The sequence below is a fragment of the Algimonas arctica genome, from assembly GCF_014652695.1.
In the GTDB taxonomy this organism is placed as follows: Bacteria; Pseudomonadota; Alphaproteobacteria; order Caulobacterales; family Maricaulaceae; genus Litorimonas; species Litorimonas arctica.
On the sequence record NZ_BMZH01000011.1, the window covers coordinates 68156 to 92883 of the forward strand.

General features: G+C 56.0%; 23 protein-coding genes and 1 tRNA gene. 16 read left to right on the plus strand and 8 right to left on the minus strand.

Annotated features, from left to right (window positions below):
- Nucleotides 1–77 precede the first annotated feature (77 nt).
- Entirely contained in the window at nucleotides 78–533 is a 456-nt protein-coding gene (locus IE105_RS12170; RefSeq protein WP_189498854.1) for a GNAT family N-acetyltransferase, read from the minus strand.
- Nucleotides 534–545: 12 nt separating this feature from the next.
- Entirely contained in the window at nucleotides 546–1688 is a 1143-nt protein-coding gene (locus tag IE105_RS12175) for an alkane 1-monooxygenase (protein ID WP_189498856.1), read from the minus strand.
- Between the two features lie 137 nt (nucleotides 1689–1825).
- Between IE105_RS12175 and IE105_RS12180 the strand changes: the two genes are divergently transcribed.
- The 6 genes from IE105_RS12180 (at nucleotide 1826) to IE105_RS12205 (ending at nucleotide 7884) form a co-directional block, all read left to right on the plus strand.
- Complete coding sequence (locus IE105_RS12180) at nucleotides 1826–2419, plus strand: TetR/AcrR family transcriptional regulator (protein ID WP_189498858.1); 594 nt, start codon at nucleotides 1826–1828, stop codon at nucleotides 2417–2419.
- Nucleotides 2416–4425 carry a TonB-dependent receptor gene (locus IE105_RS12185; protein WP_189498860.1) on the plus strand — a complete coding sequence of 670 codons (2010 nt, stop codon included), beginning with the start codon at nucleotides 2416–2418 and terminating at the stop codon, nucleotides 4423–4425. Before IE105_RS12180 ends, IE105_RS12185 begins: the two co-directional genes overlap by 4 nt.
- Nucleotides 4426–4488: 63 nt before the next feature.
- Nucleotides 4489–5547, plus strand: a complete 1059-nt coding sequence (gene prfA, locus IE105_RS12190; RefSeq protein WP_189498862.1) for a peptide chain release factor 1 — start codon at nucleotides 4489–4491, stop codon at nucleotides 5545–5547.
- A 53-nt stretch (nucleotides 5548–5600) separates the two neighbouring features.
- Nucleotides 5601–6539: an isoaspartyl peptidase/L-asparaginase family protein gene (locus IE105_RS12195; RefSeq protein ID WP_189498864.1), complete on the plus strand. Its 939-nt coding sequence runs from the start codon at nucleotides 5601–5603 to the stop codon at nucleotides 6537–6539.
- Nucleotides 6540–6629: 90 nt separating this feature from the next.
- Nucleotides 6630–6944, plus strand: a complete 315-nt coding sequence (locus IE105_RS12200; protein WP_189498865.1) for a hypothetical protein — start codon at nucleotides 6630–6632, stop codon at nucleotides 6942–6944.
- A gap of 31 nt (nucleotides 6945–6975) precedes the next feature.
- Nucleotides 6976–7884 carry an alpha/beta hydrolase gene (locus tag IE105_RS12205; protein ID WP_189498868.1) on the plus strand — a complete coding sequence of 303 codons (909 nt, stop codon included), beginning with the start codon at nucleotides 6976–6978 and terminating at the stop codon, nucleotides 7882–7884.
- Nucleotides 7885–7887: 3 nt separating this feature from the next.
- Here IE105_RS12205 and galU read toward each other — a convergent pair whose 3' ends face one another.
- Both galU and IE105_RS12215 read right to left on the minus strand, forming a co-directional pair.
- Nucleotides 7888–8778, minus strand: a complete 891-nt coding sequence (gene galU / locus IE105_RS12210) for a UTP--glucose-1-phosphate uridylyltransferase GalU (protein ID WP_189498870.1) — start codon at nucleotides 8776–8778, stop codon at nucleotides 7888–7890.
- A 1-nt stretch (nucleotide 8779) separates the two neighbouring features.
- Nucleotides 8780–10099, minus strand: coding sequence for a UDP-glucose dehydrogenase family protein (locus IE105_RS12215; protein ID WP_189498871.1), 1320 nt, complete (start codon nucleotides 10097–10099; stop codon nucleotides 8780–8782).
- 81 nt (nucleotides 10100–10180) lie between these two features.
- On the opposite strand from IE105_RS12215, the gene IE105_RS12220 reads away from it, so the two are divergent.
- The 5 genes from IE105_RS12220 (at nucleotide 10181) to IE105_RS12240 (ending at nucleotide 15517) form a co-directional block, all read left to right on the plus strand.
- Complete coding sequence (locus tag IE105_RS12220) at nucleotides 10181–11101, plus strand: sterol desaturase family protein (protein ID WP_189498873.1); 921 nt, start codon at nucleotides 10181–10183, stop codon at nucleotides 11099–11101.
- A 194-nt stretch (nucleotides 11102–11295) separates the two neighbouring features.
- Nucleotides 11296–11856: a ubiquinol-cytochrome c reductase iron-sulfur subunit gene (gene petA, locus IE105_RS12225; RefSeq protein ID WP_189498937.1), complete on the plus strand. Its 561-nt coding sequence runs from the start codon at nucleotides 11296–11298 to the stop codon at nucleotides 11854–11856.
- Nucleotides 11857–11879: 23 nt separating this feature from the next.
- Nucleotides 11880–13157 carry a cytochrome b gene (locus IE105_RS12230; RefSeq protein ID WP_189498875.1) on the plus strand — a complete coding sequence of 426 codons (1278 nt, stop codon included), beginning with the start codon at nucleotides 11880–11882 and terminating at the stop codon, nucleotides 13155–13157.
- Between the two features lie 39 nt (nucleotides 13158–13196).
- Nucleotides 13197–14051 (plus strand): cytochrome c1, encoded by an 855-nt coding sequence (locus IE105_RS12235; RefSeq protein WP_189498877.1) that lies wholly within the window; start codon nucleotides 13197–13199, stop codon nucleotides 14049–14051.
- 191 nt (nucleotides 14052–14242) lie between these two features.
- The gene (locus IE105_RS12240) at nucleotides 14243–15517 is read left to right on the plus strand and encodes a sensor histidine kinase (protein WP_189498879.1); all 1275 of its coding nucleotides are present in this window, start codon (nucleotides 14243–14245) and stop codon (nucleotides 15515–15517) included.
- On the opposite strand, the gene IE105_RS12245 is transcribed toward IE105_RS12240, so the two are convergent.
- On the minus strand, nucleotides 15514–16449 hold the full coding sequence (locus tag IE105_RS12245) for an energy transducer TonB (protein WP_189498881.1): 936 nt from the start codon (nucleotides 16447–16449) through the stop codon (nucleotides 15514–15516). The genes IE105_RS12240 and IE105_RS12245 overlap by 4 nt on opposite strands.
- 70 nt (nucleotides 16450–16519) lie before the next feature.
- Between IE105_RS12245 and polA the strand changes: the two genes are divergently transcribed.
- Nucleotides 16520–19354, plus strand: coding sequence for a DNA polymerase I (gene polA / locus IE105_RS12250; protein WP_189498883.1), 2835 nt, complete (start codon nucleotides 16520–16522; stop codon nucleotides 19352–19354).
- Nucleotides 19355–19383: 29 nt separating this feature from the next.
- Here polA and msrA read toward each other — a convergent pair whose 3' ends face one another.
- Nucleotides 19384–19968, minus strand: coding sequence for a peptide-methionine (S)-S-oxide reductase MsrA (gene msrA, locus IE105_RS12255; protein WP_189498885.1), 585 nt, complete (start codon nucleotides 19966–19968; stop codon nucleotides 19384–19386).
- A gap of 24 nt (nucleotides 19969–19992) precedes the next feature.
- Nucleotides 19993–20706: an N-formylglutamate amidohydrolase gene (locus IE105_RS12260; RefSeq protein ID WP_189498887.1), complete on the minus strand. Its 714-nt coding sequence runs from the start codon at nucleotides 20704–20706 to the stop codon at nucleotides 19993–19995.
- A gap of 113 nt (nucleotides 20707–20819) precedes the next feature.
- Here IE105_RS12260 and IE105_RS12265 point away from each other — a divergent pair.
- The 3 genes from IE105_RS12265 to IE105_RS12275 all read left to right on the plus strand — a co-directional run bounded on the left by IE105_RS12265 (nucleotide 20820) and on the right by IE105_RS12275 (nucleotide 22817).
- Nucleotides 20820–20910: transfer RNA gene (locus IE105_RS12265), tRNA-Ser, on the plus strand.
- A 209-nt stretch (nucleotides 20911–21119) separates the two neighbouring features.
- Nucleotides 21120–22142, plus strand: coding sequence for an esterase-like activity of phytase family protein (locus IE105_RS12270; RefSeq protein ID WP_189498889.1), 1023 nt, complete (start codon nucleotides 21120–21122; stop codon nucleotides 22140–22142).
- A gap of 93 nt (nucleotides 22143–22235) precedes the next feature.
- Entirely contained in the window at nucleotides 22236–22817 is a 582-nt protein-coding gene (locus tag IE105_RS12275) for an NUDIX domain-containing protein (RefSeq protein WP_189498891.1), read from the plus strand.
- On the opposite strand, the gene IE105_RS12280 is transcribed toward IE105_RS12275, so the two are convergent.
- Nucleotides 22759–23373 (minus strand): hypothetical protein, encoded by a 615-nt coding sequence (locus tag IE105_RS12280; RefSeq protein WP_189498892.1) that lies wholly within the window; start codon nucleotides 23371–23373, stop codon nucleotides 22759–22761. The genes IE105_RS12275 and IE105_RS12280 overlap by 59 nt on opposite strands.
- A 117-nt stretch (nucleotides 23374–23490) precedes the next feature.
- On the opposite strand from IE105_RS12280, the gene IE105_RS12285 reads away from it, so the two are divergent.
- Complete coding sequence (locus IE105_RS12285; protein ID WP_233354139.1) at nucleotides 23491–24681, plus strand: BaiN/RdsA family NAD(P)/FAD-dependent oxidoreductase; 1191 nt, start codon at nucleotides 23491–23493, stop codon at nucleotides 24679–24681.
- The last annotated feature ends 47 nt before the right edge of the window (nucleotides 24682–24728 follow it).

Consider the following 24728-nt stretch of genomic DNA (forward strand, 5'->3'; position numbering starts at 1 on the left):
GTCCAATTTGGGGCGCGGCTAAGCGTCTGGAGTGCGTAAGTCAATGCGTGTGCCCATGCTTAGAAAGTCAAACCTAATTATATCAGGGGCTTTTCCATCGCCGCGCGGCGCAACAATTGACCGTTCAAGGCGACAATTTCGCGTTCTGTGACGTGGAACCCGACCGACTTAAACGGGCCTTCGGCGGCAAGGCTCGCGTGGGTGTGAAGACGCGTTTCGCCCATTGCGCGCGCCTCATGCTCGACCTTCTCGAATAGTTTTCGAAACCATCCGCGTCCCCGCGCGCGGGGTAGAATATAACCTAAATCAATATAGCCGCCGGACTCGAGGCTCAGAAACCCAACGGACGTGTCGTCCTCCTCCGCGATCAACACACGTTTGCGGACAAGACGCGTATGCCAGTCGCGACCTGCGTATGGCGTGTCCCGCCACGCCAATCGTTCGGCATCGCTATAGGGCGACGGGTCGGAATGGATGGCGTCAAACATAAGCTGCCCGAGCACATCATAATCTTTTAGCTCTGCCCAGCGCATGAGAGCGGACTATCAGCGTTTTTCGCCTTCCGCCAACGCTAACTCTTTCGTCAGGACCTTGCTCATATCGCCGTTGACGTTGGCGAGCACACGAGGGTCCATGACCCGACGCCAAAGCGGAGGAACATAGGCAAGCAAATACATGGCGCCGTAGCCATAGGGCAGGGTCGGCACATCGGTGAAGTTACGCAAATATTGGTAATGGCGTGACGGATGCGCGTGGTGATCGCTATGCCTTGCGAGATTGTAGCTGGTTATATTGGTCAAAAGGCTATTCGTGTTCCAGCTATGCTGTGGGCGCGCCGGGAGGTATTTCCCGTCCGGGCGTTTGTCCCGCAGCAGGCCGTAATGGGCGAGGTAGTTCTGACTCGACAGGGCCGTCACAGAAATCACCATCGCGATGAGGAGATAGGGTAGAACAGCGAGTCCGAAGGTCGCGATGACCGCACCCCAAATAATGATCTGTAGTAAGACCGTTTGCACGACTTCATTCTTTAGCGACCATTTCGAGTAGCCTTTGCGGGACGCGCGCTTGCTCTCGATGCGCCAGCTGCGACTCCATGCGCCGGGGATTTCGCGGGTGATGAACGTCCAATAGCTCTCGCCGAACCGGGCCGTCGCGTGATCGCGCGGGGTGGACACATCGCTATGATGGCCGGTGTTATGTTCAACGCGGAAATGGCCCAAAAAAGACGGGGCGAGCATCAGCAGCGCAACCCACTTGCTTATCTTATCCGGTTTGTGACCGGTTTCATGCGCGCTATTAATCGCAAACGTCAGCCCCCATCCGTGACTGATGCCAAGTCCGAGATAGGCCCACCACGGCCAATCGAAACTCACCGCTGCCCAGGCCCCGACTAGCCATGTGAGATAGATTAACGGCAGCAGCCCGTGGACCATATAGCGGTAGAACAGTGACTGGCTTGCTTCATCTTCCATCAGGCCAAGAACATCATTTTTATCGTCGCCGATAAGGTGATCAAGGATTGGCATGACAATGAAGATGATGGCCGTGGTCAACCAAACCCACGCGGGTTGGTCCAACGTGATCGCCAACCATAACCCCAATAACGGCAGCGTCGGATAGGTCAGCGAAATAAGCCATAGATGGCGTTTCGCAGAGGCGTGGGGGTGAGCGGGGGCTGTCGCGGTCATAATAAAAGTCCTTGTTGACAAATTACTCAATAACTTAAGTGACGATTTTGTCAATAGGCGCGATATGTGCGACGCAATCGCGTCGTCGCCAGCGCACAGTGCTTGAAATCTGTCTCCCTAGTCGGCAAGGCCGCGCCATGAGTGACGGTCCTGATAAAACGAAGATAAACGCGCGGCGCAAGCGGCTCTCGCCCGACGCGCGGCGGGCACAATTGCTCGCAACGGCGATCGACGTTTTCGCCGAAATGGGGCTGGAGCGCGCAGGACATGGGGATATTTCTAAACGCGCCGGCGTGTCGACGCCGACCGTGTTTAACTATTTTCCGACCCGCGAGGTTTTGGTGCGGGCCGTACTGGCAGAGATCGAAGTGCTGATCGACGATTTGTTCGCGCAGATATCACCGCAATCATTGTCTGTCGAAGATCGTATTCTCGCCATGGCGGCGGCTTATGCGCAGCTGGTGCGCGATCATCCCTCAGTCGCTAAGACGTTCCTGAAATGGGAAGTGTCGTTCGATCCGGATATCCGCCCGCTCTATCTCGATTTTCAAGATCGTGTGCTCGACCGCCTCGAAGCCTATGTGCCGAATGTCCCTGATCGCCGGACCGAGGCGCGAATACTCTATGGGTCGGCGAATATGCTGGCGACGATGGGTTTTGACGGCACGGACCCGCTAGTAATTCAAAGCTATATTCGGCGCATTGCCGCGATGTTGGGGCAATCGTCATGAGAATATTGTCTGTCCTTTTGGCCAGCGCAGCAATAGCTGTCACGGCCGTGTCATCGCACGCGCAGGTTCAAAGCTATGTGCAAACAGGGCCGGACGGCGAGATTATAATCACACCGTCCAGACTGGATGTTATTACCGTCACCGACCAGTTGGATACCGCTGAGGCCCGACCGGAATCCATTGACCTTATTTCTGCCGAAGACACTCGCGTGCTCGTGCATCCGAGCGAAGCCCTCAATTCAGTCGCGGGCGTCAATATTCACCGGGGGTCCGGGCAAGAACATCTGACCGCGATCCGCTCGCCCGTATTGACGGGCGGGGCAGGCGCGGGGAGTTTTCTATTCTTGGAAAACGGTATTGCTTTGCGCGCGGCAGGCTTTGCCAACGTCAATGGCCTGTTCGAAGCGGGCACAGAATTCGCGCAACAGATCGAAGTGTTCAAAGGGCCGGGACCCGCCGAATATGGCTCCAACGCTGTGCACGGATTGATCAATGTCGTGACGCCGAAACCGGGTTCCGGCAGCCGGGTGACGATCATGGGGAGCGAAGACGGGTATGGTCGGCTGACCGTGGGGCATGATGTCACGGATAATCTTCGCGCCTCGTTTAGCCTCGCGCATGATGATGGCTTTCGCGACGCGAGTGGGTTTGATCAACAGAAGGCAGAGCTACGCTACACAGCTGGTTTGGGTGTTTGGGACGTGGACGCGATTGCGGGCTTTAATAATCTTAATCAGGAAACGGCAGGGTTTATTGAAGGACCTGAGGCCTACCGTGATGACGACGTCCGTTACACCAACCCCAATCCCGAAGCGTTCCGCGACGGCAAAAACTACCGCGCGCAGGTTCAGTTGTCGCGTCAGCTAGGTGACAACCGCCTCGTACTAACTCCCTATGCGCGCCGCGCGGAGTTGCGCTTCTTACGCCACTTTGTGCCGGGGCAAGCGCTGGAAAAGAATGGCCACACATCATTTGGTTTGCAGACAGCGCTAATCGGAGACGATTGGTCGGTGGGTGTGGACGGGGAATATTCCAATGGCTTCCTTTATGAATTCCAAGACAACCCCAATCAATTCTCCTTCGTTCAAGGGCTTCATTTTGACTATGATGTGAAGGCTGTCGTATTGGCCGGTTACGCGCAGAAATCGTTTGAGCTTGATCGGTTGCGGATCGATCTCGGCGCGCGCGGGGAATATACGGCCTATAACTATGATACTCAGGCCGCGCCGGGCGTGTCGGGGCGATTCATCCGCGCGGCTGACCGCACGGACGATTATTTCACCCTGACGCCAAAGCTCGGCCTGACCTATGCCGCCGCTGACAATATTACCCTGTTCGCTCGCGCCGCGCGGGGCTCGCGCGCGCCTCAAACCACCGATCTTTATGCCGTCGTGCAAAATCAGGAGCCCGGGCAGGCGGGAGTGGAAACACTGGACAGTCTGGAGGGCGGTGTGCGCTTCGTGCGCGGCGCATCACGCTTCGAAGTTGCCGCTTATACGATGTGGAAGGATAATTTCTTCTTCCGTAATGCGGCGGGTTTCAATGTCACAGATGGCAAGACGCGCCACACAGGCGTCGAATTTTCCTTTGCCGCGCCGCTGACCGATTGGTTGTCAGCCTCGGGTGAATGGGCCGTCTCAGACCAGACGTATGCGTTTGATGACCCGTCCAGTAATATTCAACGCGGCAATGACATCGACACCGCCCCCAATACGCTCGGGACGATGCGACTGATGGCGAATTTTGACCGGATTGGCGCCGGCGTTGAATGGCGGCACGTTGGGCGGTATTTCACCAGCGAAGCGAATATGGCCTCATATCCCGGCCATGACATTTTCGTCGCGCGCGGGTCTTATGACCTATCCGACACGCTGCGCCTGTTTGGCCGCATCGATAATATCTTTGATGTGAAATATGCGGACCGCGCTGATTTCGCTTTTGGAAATGAGCGCTATTTCCCCGGACGCCCGCGCACACTGTTCGTGGGTTTGACGGCGGAATATTAGGCAATCCGTCCCTCCACAGCCCGTTAGGCTTGCAATCTGGCCGCAACATCGTAACTCGCCCCCATGCATATTCCTGACGAAAAACTCCGCCAAGTCGTCGATCGGTTCGAACAGATCGAAGCTCGCATGGGCGTAACGACTGAGAGCGACGAGATCGTGCAGCTGGGCAAAGATTATGCCGAGCTGAAACCCGTTGCCGACGGGGTGCGCTCGCTCATGTCCGTGCGCGCCGAGATGGAAGACCTCGAGGCCATGATGTCCGATCCTGAAATGGCCGCTATGGCCAAGGATGAATTACAAACGCTCAAAGACAGTCTGCCCGGACTGGAGCGCGACGTGTCCCTACTGCTCCTGCCGAAAGACAAAGACGATAAAGCCTCCATCGTGTTGGAAATTCGCGCAGGTACGGGCGGAGATGAAGCCGCGATTTTCGCGGGCGATCTGTTCGCCATGTATCAGCGCTACGCCAACTTACAGGGCTGGAAGGTCGAGATCGAAACGGCGGCCGAGGCCGACATGGGCGGGTATAAGGAAATCTCCGCCAGTATTTCCGGCGCAGGCGTCTATGGCCAAATGAAGTTTGAGTCCGGTGTTCACCGCGTTCAACGTGTGCCTGTCACCGAAACACAAGGCCGGGTGCATACGTCGGCGGCAACTGTCGCCGTGCTGCCCGAAGTTGAAGATATCGATATTGGGTTTTCCATGAATGATGTGCGCGTCGATACGCTGCGTGCGTCTGGTGCGGGCGGACAGCACGTTAACAAAACCGACTCCGCCGTCCGCATGACGCATGAGCCGACCGGCACTGTCGTTTTTTGTGACGCCAAATCCCAACACCAAAACAGGGCCAATGCTGAGCGACTGCTCAAGATGAAACTGTATGACATGGAAAAAGCGCGACAGGATGCTGAACGTTCCGAGGCCCGGTCTGGACAAATTGGCTCCGGCGACCGGTCAGAGCGCATTCGCACCTATAATTATCCGCAAGGCCGCGTGACGGATCACCGCATCAATCTCACGCTTTATAATCTCGACAAGATCGTCGCGGGTGACGCGATTGGGGATGTCATCGGCGCGCTGATAACCGAAGATCAAGCGGCGAAATTGGCGGAGATGGCGTAGCGTCCCTATCCTTGGTGTTGTCTAAAGCGTGACCGCACGGCATACTCTTCCTTATGCTGAAATATCTCCTGCCGCTCGCCCTCCTCGCCACAACGGCCACGCCGACCTTCGCGCAAGATTCGTCTTGTGACGCCCGCACCCGCTTTGCGATCATTGTTCATGGTGGCACTTCGTCGGGCAAAGCCTATCCGGAGCGGCTCGCCTTTATTAAAACCATGCTCACCGAGCGCCGCGCGGAGTTAGACTCCGGTGCGCGCGCCATCGACACGGTTGAAGCGGCCATCGTCGCGATGGAAGACTCAGGTCTGTTTAATGCCGGCAAAGCGGCAATCACCAATAGCGCCGGCTATGTCGAAACCGATGCGTCAATCATGGATGGGCGGACGTTGGATGCCGGGGCTGTGGCGTCGCAACGCCGGATTAAAAACCCCATTCGGGCCGCGCGTTTGGTTATGGATAAAACCCGCCATGTCATGATGGTCGGCGATCGGGGCGAAGCGGCTGTGACAGCGCTCGGCGCAGAAACAGTCGTGCCGGAGGAGTATTTCACCCGGGCGATGACGAAAGAAATTAAAGAACATGGCACAGTCGGCGCGGCGGTTTTGGACCGTTGTGGTGACTTGGCGGCGGGCACGTCCACAGGCGGCTATGACAGTAAGATTCCGGGCCGGGTCGGGGACAGCCCAATTATTGGCGCGGGTGTGTATGCCGCGAACGGCCTGATGGCGGGGTCCGCGACAGGGCACGGCGAATATTTCATCCGCCATACGGCCCTGCGATCTGTCGCCGCGCGTATGGACTTTGGCACGCAATCGTTAGGTGTCGCCACGCAAGCCGTGATCGACGGGATGGATGCGGCCGGGCCGGGACGGGACGGCCAAGGCGGGATTATCGCCGTTGACGCCAACGGGAATTTCGCGGCTATTCACTCCACGGTCGGCATGATCCACGGCATGACAAGCGACCAGATGGCCCCGATGGCGGACCAATAGGGCATGCAGCGCGACCACGCCCCCTAAGATCGCTGAAAGACTAAATTTTCTAAATGTTGAAATAACGCCCCGGACACCTATGTCTGATCTATGTATTGTATCGTCTACCGTTTCACGCTCAGTCAGCCCTCCGCCGATACGAGCGCGCGTTTCATTAAAACCTGGTCCGGTATTACCGACTATCTGAAACGTGAATGTGGCGCGCTTGGCTCGCGTTTGCACCAAGATGACGCCGGCGTTTTCTTTGCCTATGCGCAATGGCCATCACTGGCCGTGTTCGAAGCCTCGGCGGAGCATGACCCCAAACTCGATTTCGTGGAAATGCGCCTTGATTGGGCCGACTTGTGTGAACCTAGTGAAGTCATTTTTGCTGGCGAATTATTAGCGGATTTAGCAGGCGGTTGAGGTTTCGGTCCGTCCCGCGCATAAGCGCGCGATGAACCTTCGACCTCTCGCTATTCTGACGGCCATCGCTCTGACGAGCTGTTCGGATGCAACCATCCAGTCTGCCTCAGACCAACCCATAATGGCGGGGGCGCCGATCACCCTCGGTCAATCCTATACGCTCAATTCGTCTGTCTATGGCGGCCCGCGCGAAATCAATCTGTATGTCCCTGATTTGCCAGCCTGGGCGGAAGGGTATTTTACCGACCCCTTGCCCGTTCTCTATGTAGTCGATGGCGGTTTGGCTCAGGATTTCGTGCATATTGCGGCCTTGTCGCAGCTCCCTCTGGTCAATGGAGAACGAAGCCCCGCCATTGTTGTCGGTGTGAAAACCGATAATCGGTATGGCGAGATCACACCGGACCCAATGGATCCGCGCTATCAGGCCGAATTTGAAGGCTATGGTGGGGCCGCGGATTTCCGTCGGTTCTTAAAGACAGAGGTGATGCCGTTCGTGCAAGCGAAGGGCTATGACGGCCGCGCCGCGTTGATGGGGGAATCGCTCGCGGGGTTGTTCGTGATAGATAGTTTGGCCGCTGAGCCGGATTTGTTTGAGGATTATATCGCCATTTCGCCGAGCAGTTGGTGGGATGACCGGGCGTTGGCAAATCGGGCCGAGGTGGCCTTAGCGGACACTCCCATGGGCAAACGTCTGGTTCTGGCTATGGCGGATGAAGGCGGGACGATGGAAGCGGGGACATTGGCGTTCCGGGATGCGGCCATCGCCAATCCCGCGATTGAGGTGACATTTTTGGATCGGTCTGACAGCGAAAGTCACGCAACGATTTATCACGATGCCGCCCGCGATGCGCTACTCGCGCTGCACGGTATTCCGGCGCAACCTTACGGGGATGCGCCGTGGTATTTGATCGACGGCGAAAATCCGCCTGAGAAAGAATAAGGCTTAGACTTGCGCCGCTTTGATTAAGGCCCGGGCACCGTCTTTAATCTCTGGATGGTCAAGCGCGTGGGCGAGCACGGCTTCGAAATAACCAAGCTTGGACCCGCAGTCATAATCTTGGCCCTCATAAGCAAACGCATGAAAGGGCGAGCCGCTCTCCATCGCGCGGGCCATCGCGTCCGTGAGTTGGACTTCGCCGCCTGCTCCGGTCTCTTGCGTGGCGAGGAGCTCCATGACTTTCGGCTGAAGGATATATCGCCCGGTGATTTTATAGCGCGACGGGGCGTCCTCGATACTGGGTTTTTCGACCATACCGGACATTGCGATGAGCGGACCTTCTATCTGTCCTTTGGGCGCAATAACGCCGTATTTGCTGACTTCGGCTTCTGGCACTTCGTCGACAGCGATGATGTTGCCGCCGACGTCATCATAGGCGTCCATCATTTGTTTTAAGCAACCCGGACCCGATGGGTTAGCGGCTTTGACAATGACGTCCGGGAGTAAGACGGCAAAAGGCTGATCACCGACAATATCGCGGGCGCACCACACGGCATGGCCGAGACCGCGCGCGGATTGCTGGCGAATAAAACTCATCGTACCTTCGCGCGGCCGGAGCCGTTTTAGTTCATCGGCAATGTCGGTCTTATTTTTCGTGACCAGCGCTTGTTCCAACTCATAAGCTTCATCGAAATAATCTTCGATCGCACCTTTGTTCCGGCCGGTAATAAAGACAATATGTTCGATTCCAGCGTCCAGCGCCTCATCGACCACATATTGCAGCGCCGGGCGGTCCACGACGGGCAGCATTTCCTTTGGCACCACTTTGGTTGCGGGTAGAACGCGTGTTCCAAATCCAGCAACAGGCAGGACGGCGATACGGACTTTTGAACTCATCTTAGGTCTCCTTGGGTTTTGGATAACCGACATTCGTGTAGGAAAAACCAAGACCGCGCATTTGTTCGCCGCGATATATATTGCGGAGGTCGATAACATTGGGGGCGTTGAGCAGGGATTTGACCCGGCGCATATCTAGCGCGCGAAATTCATCCCATTCGGTGGCGATCACCACCGCGTCAGCGCCGTCGATGGCGCGAAACGCGCTATCGGCATACTCAATATCGGGAAGTGTCTTCTTGGCTTCATCCATTGCTTCGGGGTCATAGGCGACAATCTCGGCGCCTTTATCGACAAGGCGGGGAATAATCGTGAGTGACGGCGCGTCGCGCATATCATCCGTGTTGGGCTTAAACGCGAGGCCGAGTATGCAGATCCGCAGCCCGTGAACATCGCCGCCCAGCGCCGCGACGATCTTGTTCGCCATCCGGCGTTTTCGGGATTCATTGGCCTCAATGACGGATGACACGATAGAGAGTGCGACATTGGCCTCTTCTGCCGTGCGCACCAAGGCGAGCGTATCTTTCGGAAAGCACGACCCACCATAACCGGGGCCGGCGTGGAGGAATTTATTGCCAATGCGCTTGTCCAGCCCGATTCCGCGCGCGACTTCCTGTACATTCGCGCCGACAGCTTCGCACAGATCGGCGATTTCATTGATAAAAGTGATCTTGGTCGCCAGAAACGCATTGGCGGCGTATTTAGTCAGTTCTGACGTGCGGCGCTCGGTGAAGACAATTGGCGTCTCGTTGATAAAGAGCGGGCGATACAGCTCGCGCATTTTGGCGACGGCGCGCGCGTCCGTTGTGCCAACAACCACGCGGTCGGGGCGTTTGAAATCATCAATCGCCGCGCCTTCGCGCAGGAATTCGGGGTTGGAGACAACCTCGAACAGATCGCGTGATACGTGCTCGCTCATAATGCGTTCGACTTCGTCGCCCGTGCCGACGGGGACCGTGGATTTGGTCACGACGACGGTGAAGTCCTTAATCAGTCCCGCAATTTCTTCGGCCGCAGCATAGACGTAAGATAAGTCCGCATATCCGTCTCCGCGCCGCGACGGCGTGCCGACGGCGATGAACACGGCATCCGTATCCTGCATCGCGGCAGTGAGGTCCGTGGTGAAGGATAGACGTCCGGCCTTGACGTTTTTCGCGATTAACGCGTCCAGACCGGGTTCGAAAATCGGGACGCCGCCGGCATTGAGTGTCTCTATTTTACCGGGGTCTTTATCCACACACACGACCTCGTGTCCGAAATCTGCAAAGCAAACTCCTGACACTAAACCGACATACCCTGTACCAACCATCGTAACTTTCATGGGGCCTCCTTAATGGCAGAGCTGTGATGCGTCACCTATGTCGATTGACAAATTTTTTGTGACGGTGTCGTGATAGGATCAATGGAAACTGAACTCTCATTCCCCGACGTTTTAGCGTGGGCTGTGCCGTTTTTCGTGATCACGGTCACGCTGGAATGGTGGCTTGTCGCCCGGGGCCGCGCGCAAGGGCGCTACGTCTGGCGTGACGCGATCACGTCCATGACGATGGGGCTCGGGAATATGATCACTGATTTGCTATTTGGCTTTATCAGCCTTGGCGTCCTGTTGATTCTTTGGCCGTACCGGTTGCTTGATCTCGGCGTCAGTGTGCCGGTCATCCTGTTGGCGATCGTGGCACAGGATTTTGTGTATTACTGGAAACACCGCGCCAGTCACCGTATCCGCTGGTTCTGGAGCGCGCATGTGGTCCACCATAGTAGTGAGCATTATAATCTCTCGACCGCCTTGCGCCAGCCGTGGAACAGTAATTTCACGGGCTATGTACTGATGTCGGCGCCATTGATTCTACTGGGGTTCCATCCACTCTTGATCGTCTTTGTTGGCGCGATCAATTTACTCTATCAATATTGGATCCATACGGAAGCTATTCGGAAAATGCCGCGATGGTTCGAGTTTATCTTCAACACGCCCAGCCATCACCGTGTCCACCACAGCACCCACCCGACCCATCTCGATATGAATTATGCCGGCATTTTTATCGTCTGGGATCGGATGTTTGGAACATTTATCGAAGAGCGCGATGAAGAAGCGATGGTCTATGGCCTGGTGAAGAATGTTGACACGTATAACCCGGTCAAGATCGCGCTGGCGGAGTGGTTCGCCATTTTCCGCGACGCTTTACAGCCGGGGCTGACACTCCGTCAGCGTATCGGTTATGTTTTTGCGCCTCCGGGGTATAGCCATGATGGCTCACGGCAGGGCAGTGAGGCGATATTGGCGGCGTGGGAAGACGCGCAAGAGCCGGCTCATCCCGCTGAATAAGCCCAAAAAATTGGCCTGAGGTCGCGGAAAACTGCAACCTGTTCGCAACTGACTGCATTCCATTGTAAAATTGCGTCGGAATGACGCCATTCTCGGGTGGCATTCTATCTTATATCTCGCTAGAGACGCGTCACATGCGTGCGCCCTCGGGCGATTGTCACGCATATCTGGGAACGAATAAGAAGGTTGCAACGATGGCCGAGACGGGCTTGATCCATCACGACGATATCGTCGCGGACGACAGTAAACGAGATTTCATCTTCCTTGCCGCAGGTGCGGCAGGGGCAATCGGCGCCGCGTCGATCGTGTGGCCGATGATTGCTCAAATGGGCAAAGCAGCGGACACGCTGGCCCTGGGATCGATTGAAATCGATGTTAGCAAAGTGGCTGAAGGTCAGCAGTTGAAAGTTCTCTGGCGCGGGGCTCCGGTCTTTGTGCGTCACCGGACAGCAACCGAAATCGCGGAAGCGGAAAGCGTAGATTTGGCTGTGTTGCCGGATCCGGCAACCGATGATTCCCGACTGGTGGCGGGCCCTGACGGCGCGTTGAAGCCGCAATATCTCGTCCAAGTTGGCGTCTGCACACACTTTGGGTGTGTGCCCGTCGGTGAAGCTGGCGATTATGATGGCTGGTACTGCCCCTGCCACGGTAGCCACTACGATACATCGGGTCGAATCCGTAAGGGGCCCGCGCCACGCAATTTGCTTGTGCCGCCCTACGAATATGTCTCGGACACAGTGATCAAAGTCGGTTAACCGACTAGGAGAAGAACAAGACGATGAGCGGACATTCCACTTACGAACCGAAATGGGCTGCAGCCCGCTGGATGGACCAGCGCCTGCCAATTGTGCGCATGGGCGCCGATTTCATGACCATGCCAACGCCTCGAAACCTGAATTATTGGTGGACGTTTGGCGGCATCTTGATGCTCTGCTTGATCGTCCAGATCGCGTCAGGCGTGATTTTGGGCATGCATTATGTCGCTCACGTCGATTACGCCTTTGATTCCGTGCAGCGTATTCGCCGCGACGTGCCTTATGGCTGGTTGATGCAATCGACCCACGCCGTTGGCGCCTCGATGTTCTTCTTGGCCGTATACATGCACATTTTCCGCGCACTTTATTATGGATCATACAAAGCGCCGCGAGAAGTATTGTGGATTTTAGGGTGCTTGATTTACCTCGTCATGATGGCAACGGCATTCCTCGGCTATACTTTGCCGTGGGGTCAAATGTCCTTCTGGGGTGCGACTGTGATTACGGGCTTCTTTGGGGCCGTTCCTGTCGTGGGTGAATCATTGCAGCAATGGTTGTTAGGCGGCTACGCCGTCGATAATGCGACGCTAAATCGGTTCTACTCGCTTCATTACCTGTTGCCTTTCGTCATTGCGGCCCTGTCCGGTCTGCACATTTGGGCGCTGCATGTCACCGGGTCGAACAATCCGATTGGTGTGTCCGATAAGGTTAAGACCGATACGCTGCCTTTCCACCCGTATTTTACGGTCAAGGATATGTTGGCGGTGACGGTCTTTCTAATGATCTTCGCGTTCTTCTTATTCTACTTGCCGGACGCCCTCGGTCACGCGGATAACCTGATCAAAGCCGACCCGCTGAAGACACCGCCACACATCGTGCCGGAATGGTACTTCCTGCCGTTCTATGCGATCTTGCGCGCTGTGCCAGATAAGCTGGCGGGTATTTTGCTGATGGTCGGGGCGATTGCCGTTCTGTTCGTCTTGCCATGGCTCGACACGTCACGTGTGCGCTCTATGCGGTTCCGTCCTATCGCGCGCTGGTTCTTCTTCATCTTCATCTTCATGTGCTTTATTCTCGGTTGGTGTGGCGCGGAAACGCCGGATGATAATGCCTTTCTTGGTTTGTCATTCTATCGTCTGAGCCAGATCGCGACGATCTATTACTTTGGCTATTTCCTCGTGATCCTGCCGATTTTGGGCCTCGTTGAGAATCCGGAGGAGCGGCCTGCGTCAATTACGCAGTCGATCCTTGATCATGGCGACAAGCCTAAACCCGAAGCCGTACAGGCGCCCGCCGAGTAGGCGACGCGCAATACGGACCGAAATACGGGAAAATTTATCATGGCACTTAAGACTGTTCGAAATCTCATGATCGCTGGCGGCGTTGCTGTCGCATCACTTACTGGCATCGCAATCGCCTCTGGCGGCAGTGTCGCCGATGGCTACGAGATGGTTCACAAACATTGGCATTGGAGTGGTGTCACCGGCACGTACGACCAAGAAGCCATGCAGCGCGGCTATAATGTATATGCACAAGTATGCCGTTCTTGCCATAATCTGGATCATCTTGCGTTTCGCCATCTTGGCGACAAAGGCGGTCCATTCTATGACGAACGCTACGAGAACCCGAACGATAACCCGCTCGTTAAGAATATCGCAGCGGAATATGAGGTTATCGATGTAAACCCAGAGGATGGGTCTGAAATCTCACGTCCGGGTATTCCAGCGGACATGTTCCCGCCCGTTTACCGCAACACCGCTGAAGCCGCTTATGTCAATAATGGCGCTATCCCCCCTGACCTCTCCGTAATGGTCAAGGCGCGCAATAATGGCGCGGATTATGTGTATAATCTGATGCTAGCTTATGATCACCCTCAGCCTGACTCAGTCGTCACAAGCTCGGGCCAATATTATAACCCTGTGATGGAAGGCGGTAAAATCGCCATGGGGCCGCAGCTCCAGCCTCAAGTCGGTGTGTTCGAATATCAAAGCGAGACAGAGGGGCAGAATCCTCCCGAAGCGACGGTCGAGCAAATGGCCGCAGATGTTGTCGAGTTTTTAGCCTGGTCAGCCGATCCAAAATTGGCAGAACGCAAGTCAGCGGGCATGATGTCGATGGTATATCTGTTGATCCTCGCGCTTCTCTTATGGTTGTCCTACAAGCGCATTTGGGCTCGGCTAAAGCCGAAGACGTAAGTGTGAAACACAGACTTGAAGAAGCCCGCCATTGAGCGGGCTTTTTTTATGGCCACTTTATTTATGAAAAAGTCGATACGCATGCTTTGCATAGGGACGAAGGCTAGCATGACCCCTTCCAGTGCTTTACAGATTTAAGAAATTATGGCTCTTACGATTTTGGTTTAGTGCTATGATTTGCTTTGGAACCCATGATCAATACAAAACTTATAGGTCTTCTAGCGACCGTCGTTGCGATCCTTATTGCCGTTGTCGCGGGCATCGGGCTGTTTACCTTTGTCCGGTTTGTTGATGCGGAGCATGATGCGCGCACCGTCGTTAAATCGGCCACCGCCTATTCTAACGCGTTAGATCAGCTAAAAGGGGGTGTTTTGGATGCTGAAACCGGACAGCGGGGTTATTTGCTCACAGGCGACAGGGACTATTTGGCCCCGTATATATCGGTTCGCGATTCCCTTGATGCGACCACACCCACGGATTGGGCGCAATTAGCGTTCCGCGACGGAACAGATAGCGAGTTGCGTCAGCTGGTCGACTACAAGCTCACGGAGATGGACGAGACTATCCGCTTGTTTGAAACAGGAAACCCCCGGGCGGCGCTCAGAATGATCCAAACAGATCGGGGGGCGGACTTCATGCGCGACATACGCGCAGCCATCCAATCCCGGAAAAGCGAGGCCTATGCGATCGCTGATGCGGCTGAGCAGCAATCAATTGCTTATGGTGCGCGAACCGAAAAGATATCAACGTTCCTCGCCGCCTTATTGGGGCTTGCCGCGCTTATGGGCGCTGTGACGATCTATTTATGGATATCCGCCGATAAGGCGGTCGCCGATGCCGAAGAAGCGGTTGATACGGCCGAGCGAATCGAAGTGATCGCGAATGAGCTAAACCACCGCATGAAAAATATGTTTACGATCACGCAAGGCATGTTGCGGCAAAGTGCGCGTGGCCGTTCAGAGTCCGTGAGAGAGTTCGCGCAGGAAGCGTCAGAGCGGGTCATGGCTATGTCTCACGCTTATAGTATCAGCCAATCTATAGACGCATCGCGCTCTATGTCGTCCGCCGACATTTTTGCGCGAGTGGTCCAAGCGCAATTACTCGAAGCGCACACGTTCAATGCTTCCGGGTCCACCGTATTTTTCAAAGAGAACGCGGTGACGCCCTTGGCTTTAATTCTGCACGAATGGACGACGAACACCCTGAAATACGGCGCATGGAATCTCCACAACGACGCAAAGAGTGAGGGTCATGTGACTCTAAGCGTTAGTGAGGGCGACGAGGGGGTGTTGGTGCTGTTGTGGGATGAGCAGTGTGACCGGGCCGGGCAACCCGATCCGGCGCCAACTGGATATGGCTCTAAACTAATCAAAGCCTGTGCGTCGCAATTGGGGGGCACTGTCAGCTATGATTGGCATAATGAGGGTGTTCGTATCCGCCTGACACTCGATAAAAGCCGGTCCTAATTGTCGAGTTCAAACCGATAGCGCTTGCGGACGCCCTCGGTTTCAATGGCAATGCCGCCGACTGTGCGCGGCTCAAACTCGGTCCGAAGGGCGGCTCTCTCGGCTTCTTTGACAAAGTCATCGGCATAGCGTGATGCATCAACCTCGACCAATTCCACCGTTTCGACGCGACCGGACTCATTGATGGTCAAGGACAAGGTGACAACCGCTTCGACTCCGCGTCGTAGAGCGCGGCGCGGATAGCGCGGCGTTTCATTCCGGCGCACGCGCGGGCCGATGATGTCGCCGGTTAACGCCCGCGTCGGCTCACGATTCTCAGAGGATGAACGGAAGATAATGCTCGGCTCAATACCATAGCGATCTCCGGCTAAGCGGTCATTGGGAATGCCGCGATAAGCCTCCGGATCGCGCGGGAGGGTCCGGTCGGGAATATCGGCTCCGACGGGCATGGTTTCAATCTCAGCTAATAAAGTCTCGATTTCCGTGTCTCTTGCCCCGAGATAACGGCCCCACTCGCGTTGATAGGCAGCGACGGCAGAGCGTCGTGTGATAATGTCAAAGCGCGGATCATAAGCGGTCGTCAGTGTGGCCTGCCAATCCCGATCCGCCGCCGCGTCCAAGATATCCAATTGCGCACGAACCGCACCGTCCCGCGGGTTTTCGGGGTATTGGCTGAGAAAGTCTGTCAGCCGCGCGCGCCGCAAAGCGGGGTCATTTTCAGCCAACGCGCGGAGATATGTTGTTCGCGCTTCCGGCTCTGGCCCAATCGGGTCGCTCTGCCCGACTGTCTCACCAAGGCTCGAGGCATAGAGCCACCCGACAAGGGCAAGCAGGGCTATCGCGGCGGCAATAGACGGCCACAACCATACCTTTACTGCGCCTGTATCGGCGGCATCATTGTCTGAATTATCATTGTCGATCGACTGGTACACACAGGCCTTATAGAGCGAATGCGACCCGATGATCTAGACAGGATGCGCGCAAGCCCGCACAAGCCGCTTCATGAGCCAATCTACGCCTGTTACCAAAGCCTCTCACGTCGTCCTTGTGGACGGGTCCGGCTATATCTTTCGCGCTTTTCACGCCCTGCCGCCATTAACGCGCAAGCGCGATGGATTGCCGATTGGGGCGGTCGCGGGTTTTTGTAATATGCTGTTTAAAATGCTGAAGGACCAAAAGGATGACAGCCGTCCGACCCATTTTGCAGTCATTTTTGACAAAGGCAGCATCACATTCCGCAATGATATTTACGACCTTTACAAAGCCAACCGGAGCGAAACGCCGGAAGATTTGATCCCGCAGTTCCCGCTGACCCGTGATGCCACCCGCGCGTTCGGTGCGCCCGCGATTGAGCTGGAAGGGTTTGAGGCCGATGATTTGATTGCGACTTACGCCCGGCAGGCGGAAGCGCTCGGGGCGCGCGTGACCATCCTCAGCTCAGATAAAGACCTGATGCAATTAGTCTCGGACCGGGTCTCGATGCTCGATCCGATGAAAAATCGGCATATCGGTCCGAAAGAGGTCGAAGAGAAATTTGGCGTGTCGCCGGACAAGGTTATAGATGTGCAGTCCTTGGCGGGCGATTCCGTTGATAATGTGCCCGGCGTGCCGGGCATTGGCGTGAAAACCGCGGCACTCTTGCTCGGTGAATATGGCGATTTGGAAACGCTGTTAGATCGCGCGGGCGAGATCAAACAAAAGGGCCGCCGCGAAAAATTGCTCCAACATGCAGATATGGCGCGCGTGTCTAAAGAGCTCGTGACCCTCAAGACGGATGTCGCGGTGGATGTTGCGTTGGAAGACTTGGGTGTGACCGATCCGGACGTTGAGGTGCTGTTTGATTTCCTCGAAGAAATGGGTTTTCGCACCTTAACGGCGCGGGTCCGGCAAGCCTTAGGGGATGGTCAATCGGACGGTATTCGCGCCGATGATACTGCCGTTGATACACAAGGCGCTTTTGTATCCCCGGCGACACGCGGGACCTATCCCAATACGGTCTTCGACCCGACGCGCTATGAATGTGTGCAAACCGAAGACAGGTTGATCCATTGGATCCGCCGCGGATTTGAAGTGGGTGTCGTCGCCGTCGATTTGGAAACCGATGGTCTGGATAGCCGCGCCGCTAACCTTGTAGGGGTTTGCCTTGCCGTAGATGATAATGAAGCCTGCTATGTCCCCTTAGCGCATAAGGGGGAGGGTGACTTGCTCGGCGAAGGCGTGCCGGATCAAATCCCCATGGCGCGCGCGCTCGAATTGTTAGAGCCGCTGTTACACGATCCGGCGGTGTTGAAGATTGGACAGAATTTCAAATATGATCTCGGTGTGTTTTTGCGCCATGACCTCTACCCCGCGCCGTATGATGACACGATGTTGATCAGCTACGCGCTCGATAATGGCATTAACAGTCACGGCATGGATGCGCTGTCGGAAACCCATTTCGGTCATAGTCCCGTACCGTTCAAAGAGATTGCAGGCACAGGCAAAAACCAGAAAACCTTTGATATGATCGGGTTGGAGGATGCGACCCGCTACGCATCTGAGGACGCCGATGTGACCTTGCGCTTGTGGAAGTTCCTTAAGCCGAAACTCGCCGCTGGACATGTGACGCGGGTTTACGAATCCATTGACCGCGACATGCCGCATGTTGTCGCCAAGATGGAAAACGAAGGCATCAAGGTTGATCGCGCTGAGCTGTCACGTCTGTCGGCGCTATTCTCGCAGAAAATGGCGGGACTGGAAGCCGAAGCGCACGAACTGGCGGAAGGTCCGTTTAATCTCGGCAGCCCGAAACAAATCGGCGAAATTCTGTTCGATAAAATGGGGCTGCCCGGCGGGAAGAAAACGAAGACGGGCGCGTGGCAGACAGGCGTCGAAATTCTTGAAGACCTCGCCGATAATGGCGAAGCCCTGCCGCGCACGATCCTGAATTGGCGGCAGTTTTCGAAACTGAAATCGACCTATACGGACGCGCTGCAGGCGCAGATCAATCCGGGCACGAACCGCGTGCATACGAGCTTTAGCCTCGCGGCGACGACGACGGGACGGCTAAGCTCCAGCGATCCGAACTTGCAAAACATTCCCATCCGCACCGAAGAAGGCCGCAAAATCCGCGATGCCTTTATCGCGGAGCCGGGGCATTTGTTGGTCGCCGCCGATTACAGCCAGATTGAGCTACGGTTACTCGCGCATATGGCGGACCTGCCGACCATGAAACAGGCGTTCGCCGACGGCGTCGATATTCACGCGCTGACAGCGTCGGAAATGTTCGGGGTTAAACTCGACGCCATGACCCCGGATATTCGGCGTCAGGCCAAAGCGATTAATTTCGGCATTATTTACGGGATTTCTGCGTTCGGTCTGGCCAATAATACGGGCGTTGATCGCAGCACAGCTGCGGAGTTTATCAAGACCTATTTTGAGAAGTTCCCCGGCATTCGCGCCTATATGGAGGCGACCAAGGCGGAAGCCAAAGAGCTTGGGTATGTGTCGAATCTCTTCGGGCGTAAGTGCCACATTCCGGGCATTCGCGAACGCAACCCGCAACGCCGGGCCTTTGCCGAACGCCAAGCCATCAACGCACCGATCCAAGGGACCGCCGCCGATATTATGCGCCGCGCCATGACCCGCATGCCAGACGCGATCCATGGCGTTGAGGGCGCGCGGATGCTGTTGCAGGTTCATGATGAACTGGTGTTCGAAGTGCCCGAAGGGCGCGAAGACGCGCTAATAGCTGTGGTGAAGCAGGCCATGGAGCACGCTCATGAGCCGGCGATCCATTTGTCAGTCCCGATTGATGTCGAGGCGCAAGCCGCGAAGAATTGGAACGACGCGCATTAAATGGTCCGGCGCAATCGCGCCGGACTTTTTTATTCCGCTGGAACGCTCACGCGTTGTGGAATCGGGCAACTCACCCCTGTCGGGCCGTGGTTGCAATAGCCCTGCGGGTTTTTCGCCAGATATTGCTGATGGTAATCCTCGGCCGGATAATAGGTCGGCGCCATCGCGATGTCTGTGGTCAGCGAACGGCCATAGGCCTCTTCATAGCGCGCGGCGGCGACTTTCGCGGCGGCAAGCTGTTCGTCGGAGAAGACATAAAGCGCACTGCGATATTGGGAGCCAACATCATTGCCCTGGCGATTGCCTTGGGTCGGGTCGTGGTTCTCAAAGTAGACTTTCAGGAGCTCTTCAAACGTGATGACTGTCGGATCAAAAACGACGTGAACAACCTCCGCATGGCCCGTGCGACCGGAACACACGCGTTTATAGTCCGGCGTTTCGTCCGTCCCGCCCGCGTAGCCGACGCTAGTCACGTGCACACCGTCCAGTTTCCACAGGATACGCTCCGCCCCCCAGAAACAGCCCATGCCAAGGATGACCTGCTGTGAGCCTTCAGGGTAATCGCCGAACATATTGGCGCCATTGAGATGGTGGTTTTGGATCGTGGCGAGCATGTCTGTCTCCAAGGAGTAAGATTGTTAAATAAGGGGGCGGATGGCGCGCGCGAGCCTGCCAGCCATACGCACCGCATCCGCCTTTGTGCTGATGTGGTCCTGCCGCAGCTCAATCGCAAGATGGCGGAGGCCGCGAGGCACGACATTGTGATCGACCGTGTGGTTAAGATCAAACCCGGAGTAGGGCTCGTTGACGTCGACTTGCAACTCTGGTGCGATTTCCGCCATGTTCCGAATAAAGGCAACGGGGGTCTCGCTATCGACTTTGACCAAGAGGCCAATGTCTGTGGGACGCTTAGGGTGGCCGCGTAATTGCGGCGTGAAACTATGAATACTGATCGCGAAACAATCCGGGCGATCATCCAACGCGTCACCTAAGGCGGTGTGATAGGCGTCATATAGGCGCTGTTTTCGTTCTTGGGCCTCCGGGATCGACAGGTCTGCATTGCCTGGAATTACGGTGCCGTCCGTTGACAGTGGGATAAGATCATCGGCAGCGGGGTCCCGGTTTGCGTCAATCACGAGCCGGGAAAACCCACAGATTAATCCGGCGCAAGACAATTGCTCACACAGCGCCCGCGCCACCCAGTCTGTGCCAATGTCCCACGCAATATGGCGAGCGAGGTCTTCGTCTGAAAGACCAAAATCGCCGACCCAGTCCGGGATGTGATTAGAGGCGTGGTCAGCAAAGACAAAGGCGGTGTCGTTGGGGCCGGAAATCGAATGATAAGCAAACATAGTGGCGGTTTTAGCTGTTAGGCTGGCGCAGTCACGTAGTTTCGTCTGTCCATCACCGCTTGCCCCGGACACAGAGCGTCGTTATAGGGCCGCCTGCTCTGCGGGCTGCGTCTAGTGAGGTGGCCGAGTGGTTGAAGGCGCACGCCTGGAAAGCGTGTATACGGTATCCCCGTATCGAGGGTTCGAATCCCTTCCTCACTGCCAGCCCGCCAGAGTGTTTCCCAACCGAGATAGCTGCGCCATTTGAACCGACCTTAGTGGTCCGTCGAATTCTTAAAACGATGGGAATTGACGCTTTAGGTTAGCCACAAAATGAGGCGGACGTTGTAAAGTTCTCATCCGTATGGAATGGCGTTTTCAGACTGTGAATGGTCGAAGCCAATCACCCTTTCCGCTGTTTGAGGGATAATGACATGCGATTTTCTGAGATCCTCGCTCTAACGGTTTTTGCCTTTATACCGCTCAGTCCAGCTATGAGTGTCGCGCAACAAGCGGACACTGACCCTTGGAATTTTGAGCGCATGGCGCCCAATTTGCGCCATTTATCATGCCCCGACGACGTCGACGTTTTTCCTTTCTCATCATTAGATATTGGCGTCGATCCTGTTAAATTGGGTGCGCCAAACGATGTTGAGCAGGCTCTGCCGCAGGGGGTGACATTTGTCGGTGGATGGCACTTAACCGCAAATAATTCTGATTTTGGCGGCTTGTCAGGTTTGGATATCACCGAAACCGGTGATTTACTGGCCGTCTCTGATAGAGGCACTTTTTTTACAATTGGCATGGCGAATGGCGCTCCGGATGGGCGCGGCCAGATGAGTGAAATGTTGGATGCCAAGGGTAAAAAACTATCCCGCAAACGCAATATTGATGCGGAAGGGCTCGCCTATCGTGAGGGTCTGGCCATGGTGAGCTTTGAGCGTAATCACCGCGTGCTAGCCTTTGATCTCGCGGGGTGCGAAGGAGTGGCGCGCGGCGTGCGCGTTTCGCAATTGCCGGATCAACTCGCGGGCCAATCAATAAAACCCAATGGGGGCGCCGAAGCCTTATGGATTCGTCCCGATGGCGGTCTCACGGTCGGGTATGAAACCGTCATCAATAACCGGGCGACACTCCTGACCCTTGATCAGGTGGGCGGTGTTTTAGAGCAAACCGTCACCATTGACGTGCCAAGACAGTTCAAATTAGTCGGGGCGAGTGGGTCAGCATACTTATTAAGAGCGTATAACGACACGCTCGGCAACCGAAATGAAATTAGACTTACCGACCAGAATGTGGCGTTTAAATTGGCCTCGCCCCTGAAGGTGGATAATTTTGAGGGGATTGCCCTCAGTGATCCCGAAGGCGGGGCGCGGCGTTTATACATCATCTCAGACGATAATTTTTCGGGGCGACAACGCACTCTCTTATACGCATTCGACATTACACCATCGTGAGCGGCATCATGCGCCGGACGGCCTGTTCCGTTAGGCGAACAAGGTCCCGATTATTGCGCCCACCCTTCCTATCAGCCCGCCGAAACTCCATTCATGTCTATTTTTCCCAAAGACCCCCCGAACCCGTGGACGACAAAGTCATCCGAGACTCTGTTCGATAATCCGTGGTCACGGCTAGACGCGCATGCTGTGACCGGGCCGGATGGGAAAGACTCCACCTATTTCGTCACACATTTCCATAACCGCGCCTGCGGTGTTGTTCCCTATGAAGTGCGCGACGGCGTGCCGGGCGTTTGGCTCGTGGGCCAGACCCGTTTCACGCTGGGTCGCTATAGTTGGGAATTACCTGAAGGCGGTGTGCCGCAAGGCGAAGACGTCGCAATGGCCGCCCGCCGCGAGCTGAAAGAAGAAGCCGGGATCGAGGCAGACAGCCTGACGTGGCTGTTCGATGTGCACACGTCCAATTCGCTGACGGATGAATGGGGACAGGTTTTCTTGGCGACCGGACTGACCCACGGGGCGTCTGATCTGGAAGGGACGGAAGATATTACGGCCTTGTTCGTTCCGCTGAAGGACGCGCTTGCGGCCATTGTCGATGGACGCATTACCGACGCGATTACCGTCGCTGGACTGTACCGTACGGAGTTGATGCGACTGTCCGGGGCGCTGGATTAGCATATCGAATATTTGAATTGGCCGGATAAGACCAAGCCGTGCGGGCTTGCGGTTGCGGCGCAAAGGGGCTGAGCGTGCCAAACCCCGGACAGCGGTGAGAGCGGCCCAAACCCACAAGGTAGCCGATCCGGTAACGCGCGCGATCCGACGCGTTTTCGGCGCGCTGTTCAAACCGGGACGCTCCGCTCGCCTGCCGGACGATGCTACGGAACGGGATAAATTGTGACGTCGCGGACTTTATGCCTGAATCGCGAAGGTTTCCCGTTCGCCCCGTAAAGGTTTCACTATCCCGCCGAAACCCGACACGGCGACCGTCATTGGTCATGAGCGCCGTTTCAAGGTCATTGATTTCCTGTGTCCAGGCTTGGCAGCCGCTCTGATCGGCAAAGCCGTATGGCTGCGCGAGCGCGTTGAGCTGTCCGGGAATAGGCGCTTGCGTGAGATTGAAATCGCGCAAGGGCGACATCGCGGCAAATCTGAAGTGGTCCACTTCTTCAGGGAAATTGGCGCAGGCCGAAAGTAAGGCGAGCGAAAGGACTGGTATAAGTCTCCGCATGGGGACCTTCTTCCTGTCTTACCCCGACTGGGGTTACGTTGCGCCGGACGGGTCATCCTGACCCTCAACCGCGCATAGCGATTGCGACCGTTAACTCATTTACCTAAGCGCGCAGACGTGAATGTAAATTCGAAACGCGATTACGATGTGACAATCATCGGGGCTGGCGCAGCCGGAATGATGGCTGCCATCATTGCGGGGCGACGCAAACGCCGAGTGCTGCTCATAGATCATGCCGATAAGCCCGGGGAGAAGATTCGCATTTCAGGGGGCGGACGGTGTAATTTCACGCATCTTTTCTCCTCACACGAGAATTTTATCAGTCAAAATCCCCATTTTTGTAAAAGCGCGCTCTCCCGATACACGCCTTATGACTTTCTCGACTTGGTCGAAAAGCATAAAATCGCGTGGGAGGAGAAAGCGAAAGGACAGCTCTTCTGTCAGGGGAAATCGACTCAAATCGTTGATATGCTGGTCACGGAATGCCGGGATGCAGGCGTCGATATCCGATTGGGCGCCGAGGTTTTGGGCGTCTCAAAACTAGGCGAGGGGTTCATTGTCACCACCGCCACCCAGACGCTGTCGAGCGATAACCTCGTAATCGCGACGGGGGGGCCGAGTATTCCGAAAATGGGCGCAACACGGTTCGGCTATAAAGTGGCGGATCAGTTTGGGCTCGATTTGGTCGAAACGGTGCCCGCACTTGTGCCGCTGTCATTCACAGATGAGGCGATGGAGCCGCTTAAGGCTTTATCCGGTGTGGCCGTTGACGCGGCGGTCTCGAATGATCGAATCCGATTTGAAGAGCCGTTGCTCCTGACCCATCGGGGGCTATCAGGTCCGGCGATTTTACAGATTAGTTCATATTGGGAACCCGGTGAAGCCGTGATGGTCGATCTTGCGCCCGGAACAGACGCGCTTAAAACTCTCAAACTGGACCGCGCTGAGCGGCCAAAGCTGTCGCCGGCCCAGTGGCTGAGCGAACGTCTACCAACGCGGTTGGCCAATCATATGGCGAGCTCATGTCGTTATGATCGTCTGGCCGATATGCCGGATACGGCGCTGATGAACCTCGCGCTGCAGGTCAATGAATGGCGTATCAAACCCGGGGGTAGCGAGGGCTATCGCAAGGCTGAAGTCACGCGCGGCGGCGTTTGCACAAACGCGCTGTCGTCCCGCACGATGGAAGTGAAGTCCGTTCCCGGTCTCTATTTCATTGGCGAAGTGGTCGATGTGACAGGCCATCTCGGCGGGCATAATTTTCAATGGGCATGGGCCAGTGGCGCGGCATGCGGCGAAGTTTGCTAACTTGCAGCCGAAACGGCGCTATCTGCGCACTTCCTTCCTGCGCGCAA

What these genes read in the sequence shown, in the direction of transcription:
- IE105_RS12170 (WP_189498854.1), bottom strand. Translation starts at nt 533, where the DNA reads ATGCGCTGGGCAGAGCTAAAAGATTATGATGTGCTCGGGCAGCTTATG.
- IE105_RS12175 (WP_189498856.1), bottom strand. Translation starts at nt 1,688, where the DNA reads ATGACCGCGACAGCCCCCGCTCACCCCCACGCCTCTGCGAAACGCCAT.
- IE105_RS12180 (WP_189498858.1), top strand. Translation starts at nt 1,826, where the DNA reads ATGAGTGACGGTCCTGATAAAACGAAGATAAACGCGCGGCGCAAGCGG.
- IE105_RS12185 (WP_189498860.1), top strand. Translation starts at nt 2,416, where the DNA reads ATGAGAATATTGTCTGTCCTTTTGGCCAGCGCAGCAATAGCTGTCACG.
- prfA (WP_189498862.1), top strand. Translation starts at nt 4,489, where the DNA reads ATGCATATTCCTGACGAAAAACTCCGCCAAGTCGTCGATCGGTTCGAA.
- IE105_RS12195 (WP_189498864.1), top strand. Translation starts at nt 5,601, where the DNA reads ATGCTGAAATATCTCCTGCCGCTCGCCCTCCTCGCCACAACGGCCACG.
- IE105_RS12200 (WP_189498865.1), top strand. Translation starts at nt 6,630, where the DNA reads ATGTATTGTATCGTCTACCGTTTCACGCTCAGTCAGCCCTCCGCCGAT.
- IE105_RS12205 (WP_189498868.1), top strand. Translation starts at nt 6,976, where the DNA reads ATGAACCTTCGACCTCTCGCTATTCTGACGGCCATCGCTCTGACGAGC.
- galU (WP_189498870.1), bottom strand. Translation starts at nt 8,778, where the DNA reads ATGAGTTCAAAAGTCCGTATCGCCGTCCTGCCTGTTGCTGGATTTGGA.
- IE105_RS12215 (WP_189498871.1), bottom strand. Translation starts at nt 10,099, where the DNA reads ATGAAAGTTACGATGGTTGGTACAGGGTATGTCGGTTTAGTGTCAGGA.
- IE105_RS12220 (WP_189498873.1), top strand. Translation starts at nt 10,181, where the DNA reads ATGGAAACTGAACTCTCATTCCCCGACGTTTTAGCGTGGGCTGTGCCG.
- petA (WP_189498937.1), top strand. Translation starts at nt 11,296, where the DNA reads ATGGCCGAGACGGGCTTGATCCATCACGACGATATCGTCGCGGACGAC.
- IE105_RS12230 (WP_189498875.1), top strand. Translation starts at nt 11,880, where the DNA reads ATGAGCGGACATTCCACTTACGAACCGAAATGGGCTGCAGCCCGCTGG.
- IE105_RS12235 (WP_189498877.1), top strand. Translation starts at nt 13,197, where the DNA reads ATGGCACTTAAGACTGTTCGAAATCTCATGATCGCTGGCGGCGTTGCT.
- IE105_RS12240 (WP_189498879.1), top strand. Translation starts at nt 14,243, where the DNA reads ATGATCAATACAAAACTTATAGGTCTTCTAGCGACCGTCGTTGCGATC.
- polA (WP_189498883.1), top strand. Translation starts at nt 16,520, where the DNA reads ATGAGCCAATCTACGCCTGTTACCAAAGCCTCTCACGTCGTCCTTGTG.
- msrA (WP_189498885.1), bottom strand. Translation starts at nt 19,968, where the DNA reads ATGCTCGCCACGATCCAAAACCACCATCTCAATGGCGCCAATATGTTC.
- IE105_RS12260 (WP_189498887.1), bottom strand. Translation starts at nt 20,706, where the DNA reads ATGTTTGCTTATCATTCGATTTCCGGCCCCAACGACACCGCCTTTGTC.
- IE105_RS12270 (WP_189498889.1), top strand. Translation starts at nt 21,120, where the DNA reads ATGCGATTTTCTGAGATCCTCGCTCTAACGGTTTTTGCCTTTATACCG.
- IE105_RS12275 (WP_189498891.1), top strand. Translation starts at nt 22,236, where the DNA reads ATGTCTATTTTTCCCAAAGACCCCCCGAACCCGTGGACGACAAAGTCA.
- IE105_RS12280 (WP_189498892.1), bottom strand. Translation starts at nt 23,373, where the DNA reads ATGCGGAGACTTATACCAGTCCTTTCGCTCGCCTTACTTTCGGCCTGC.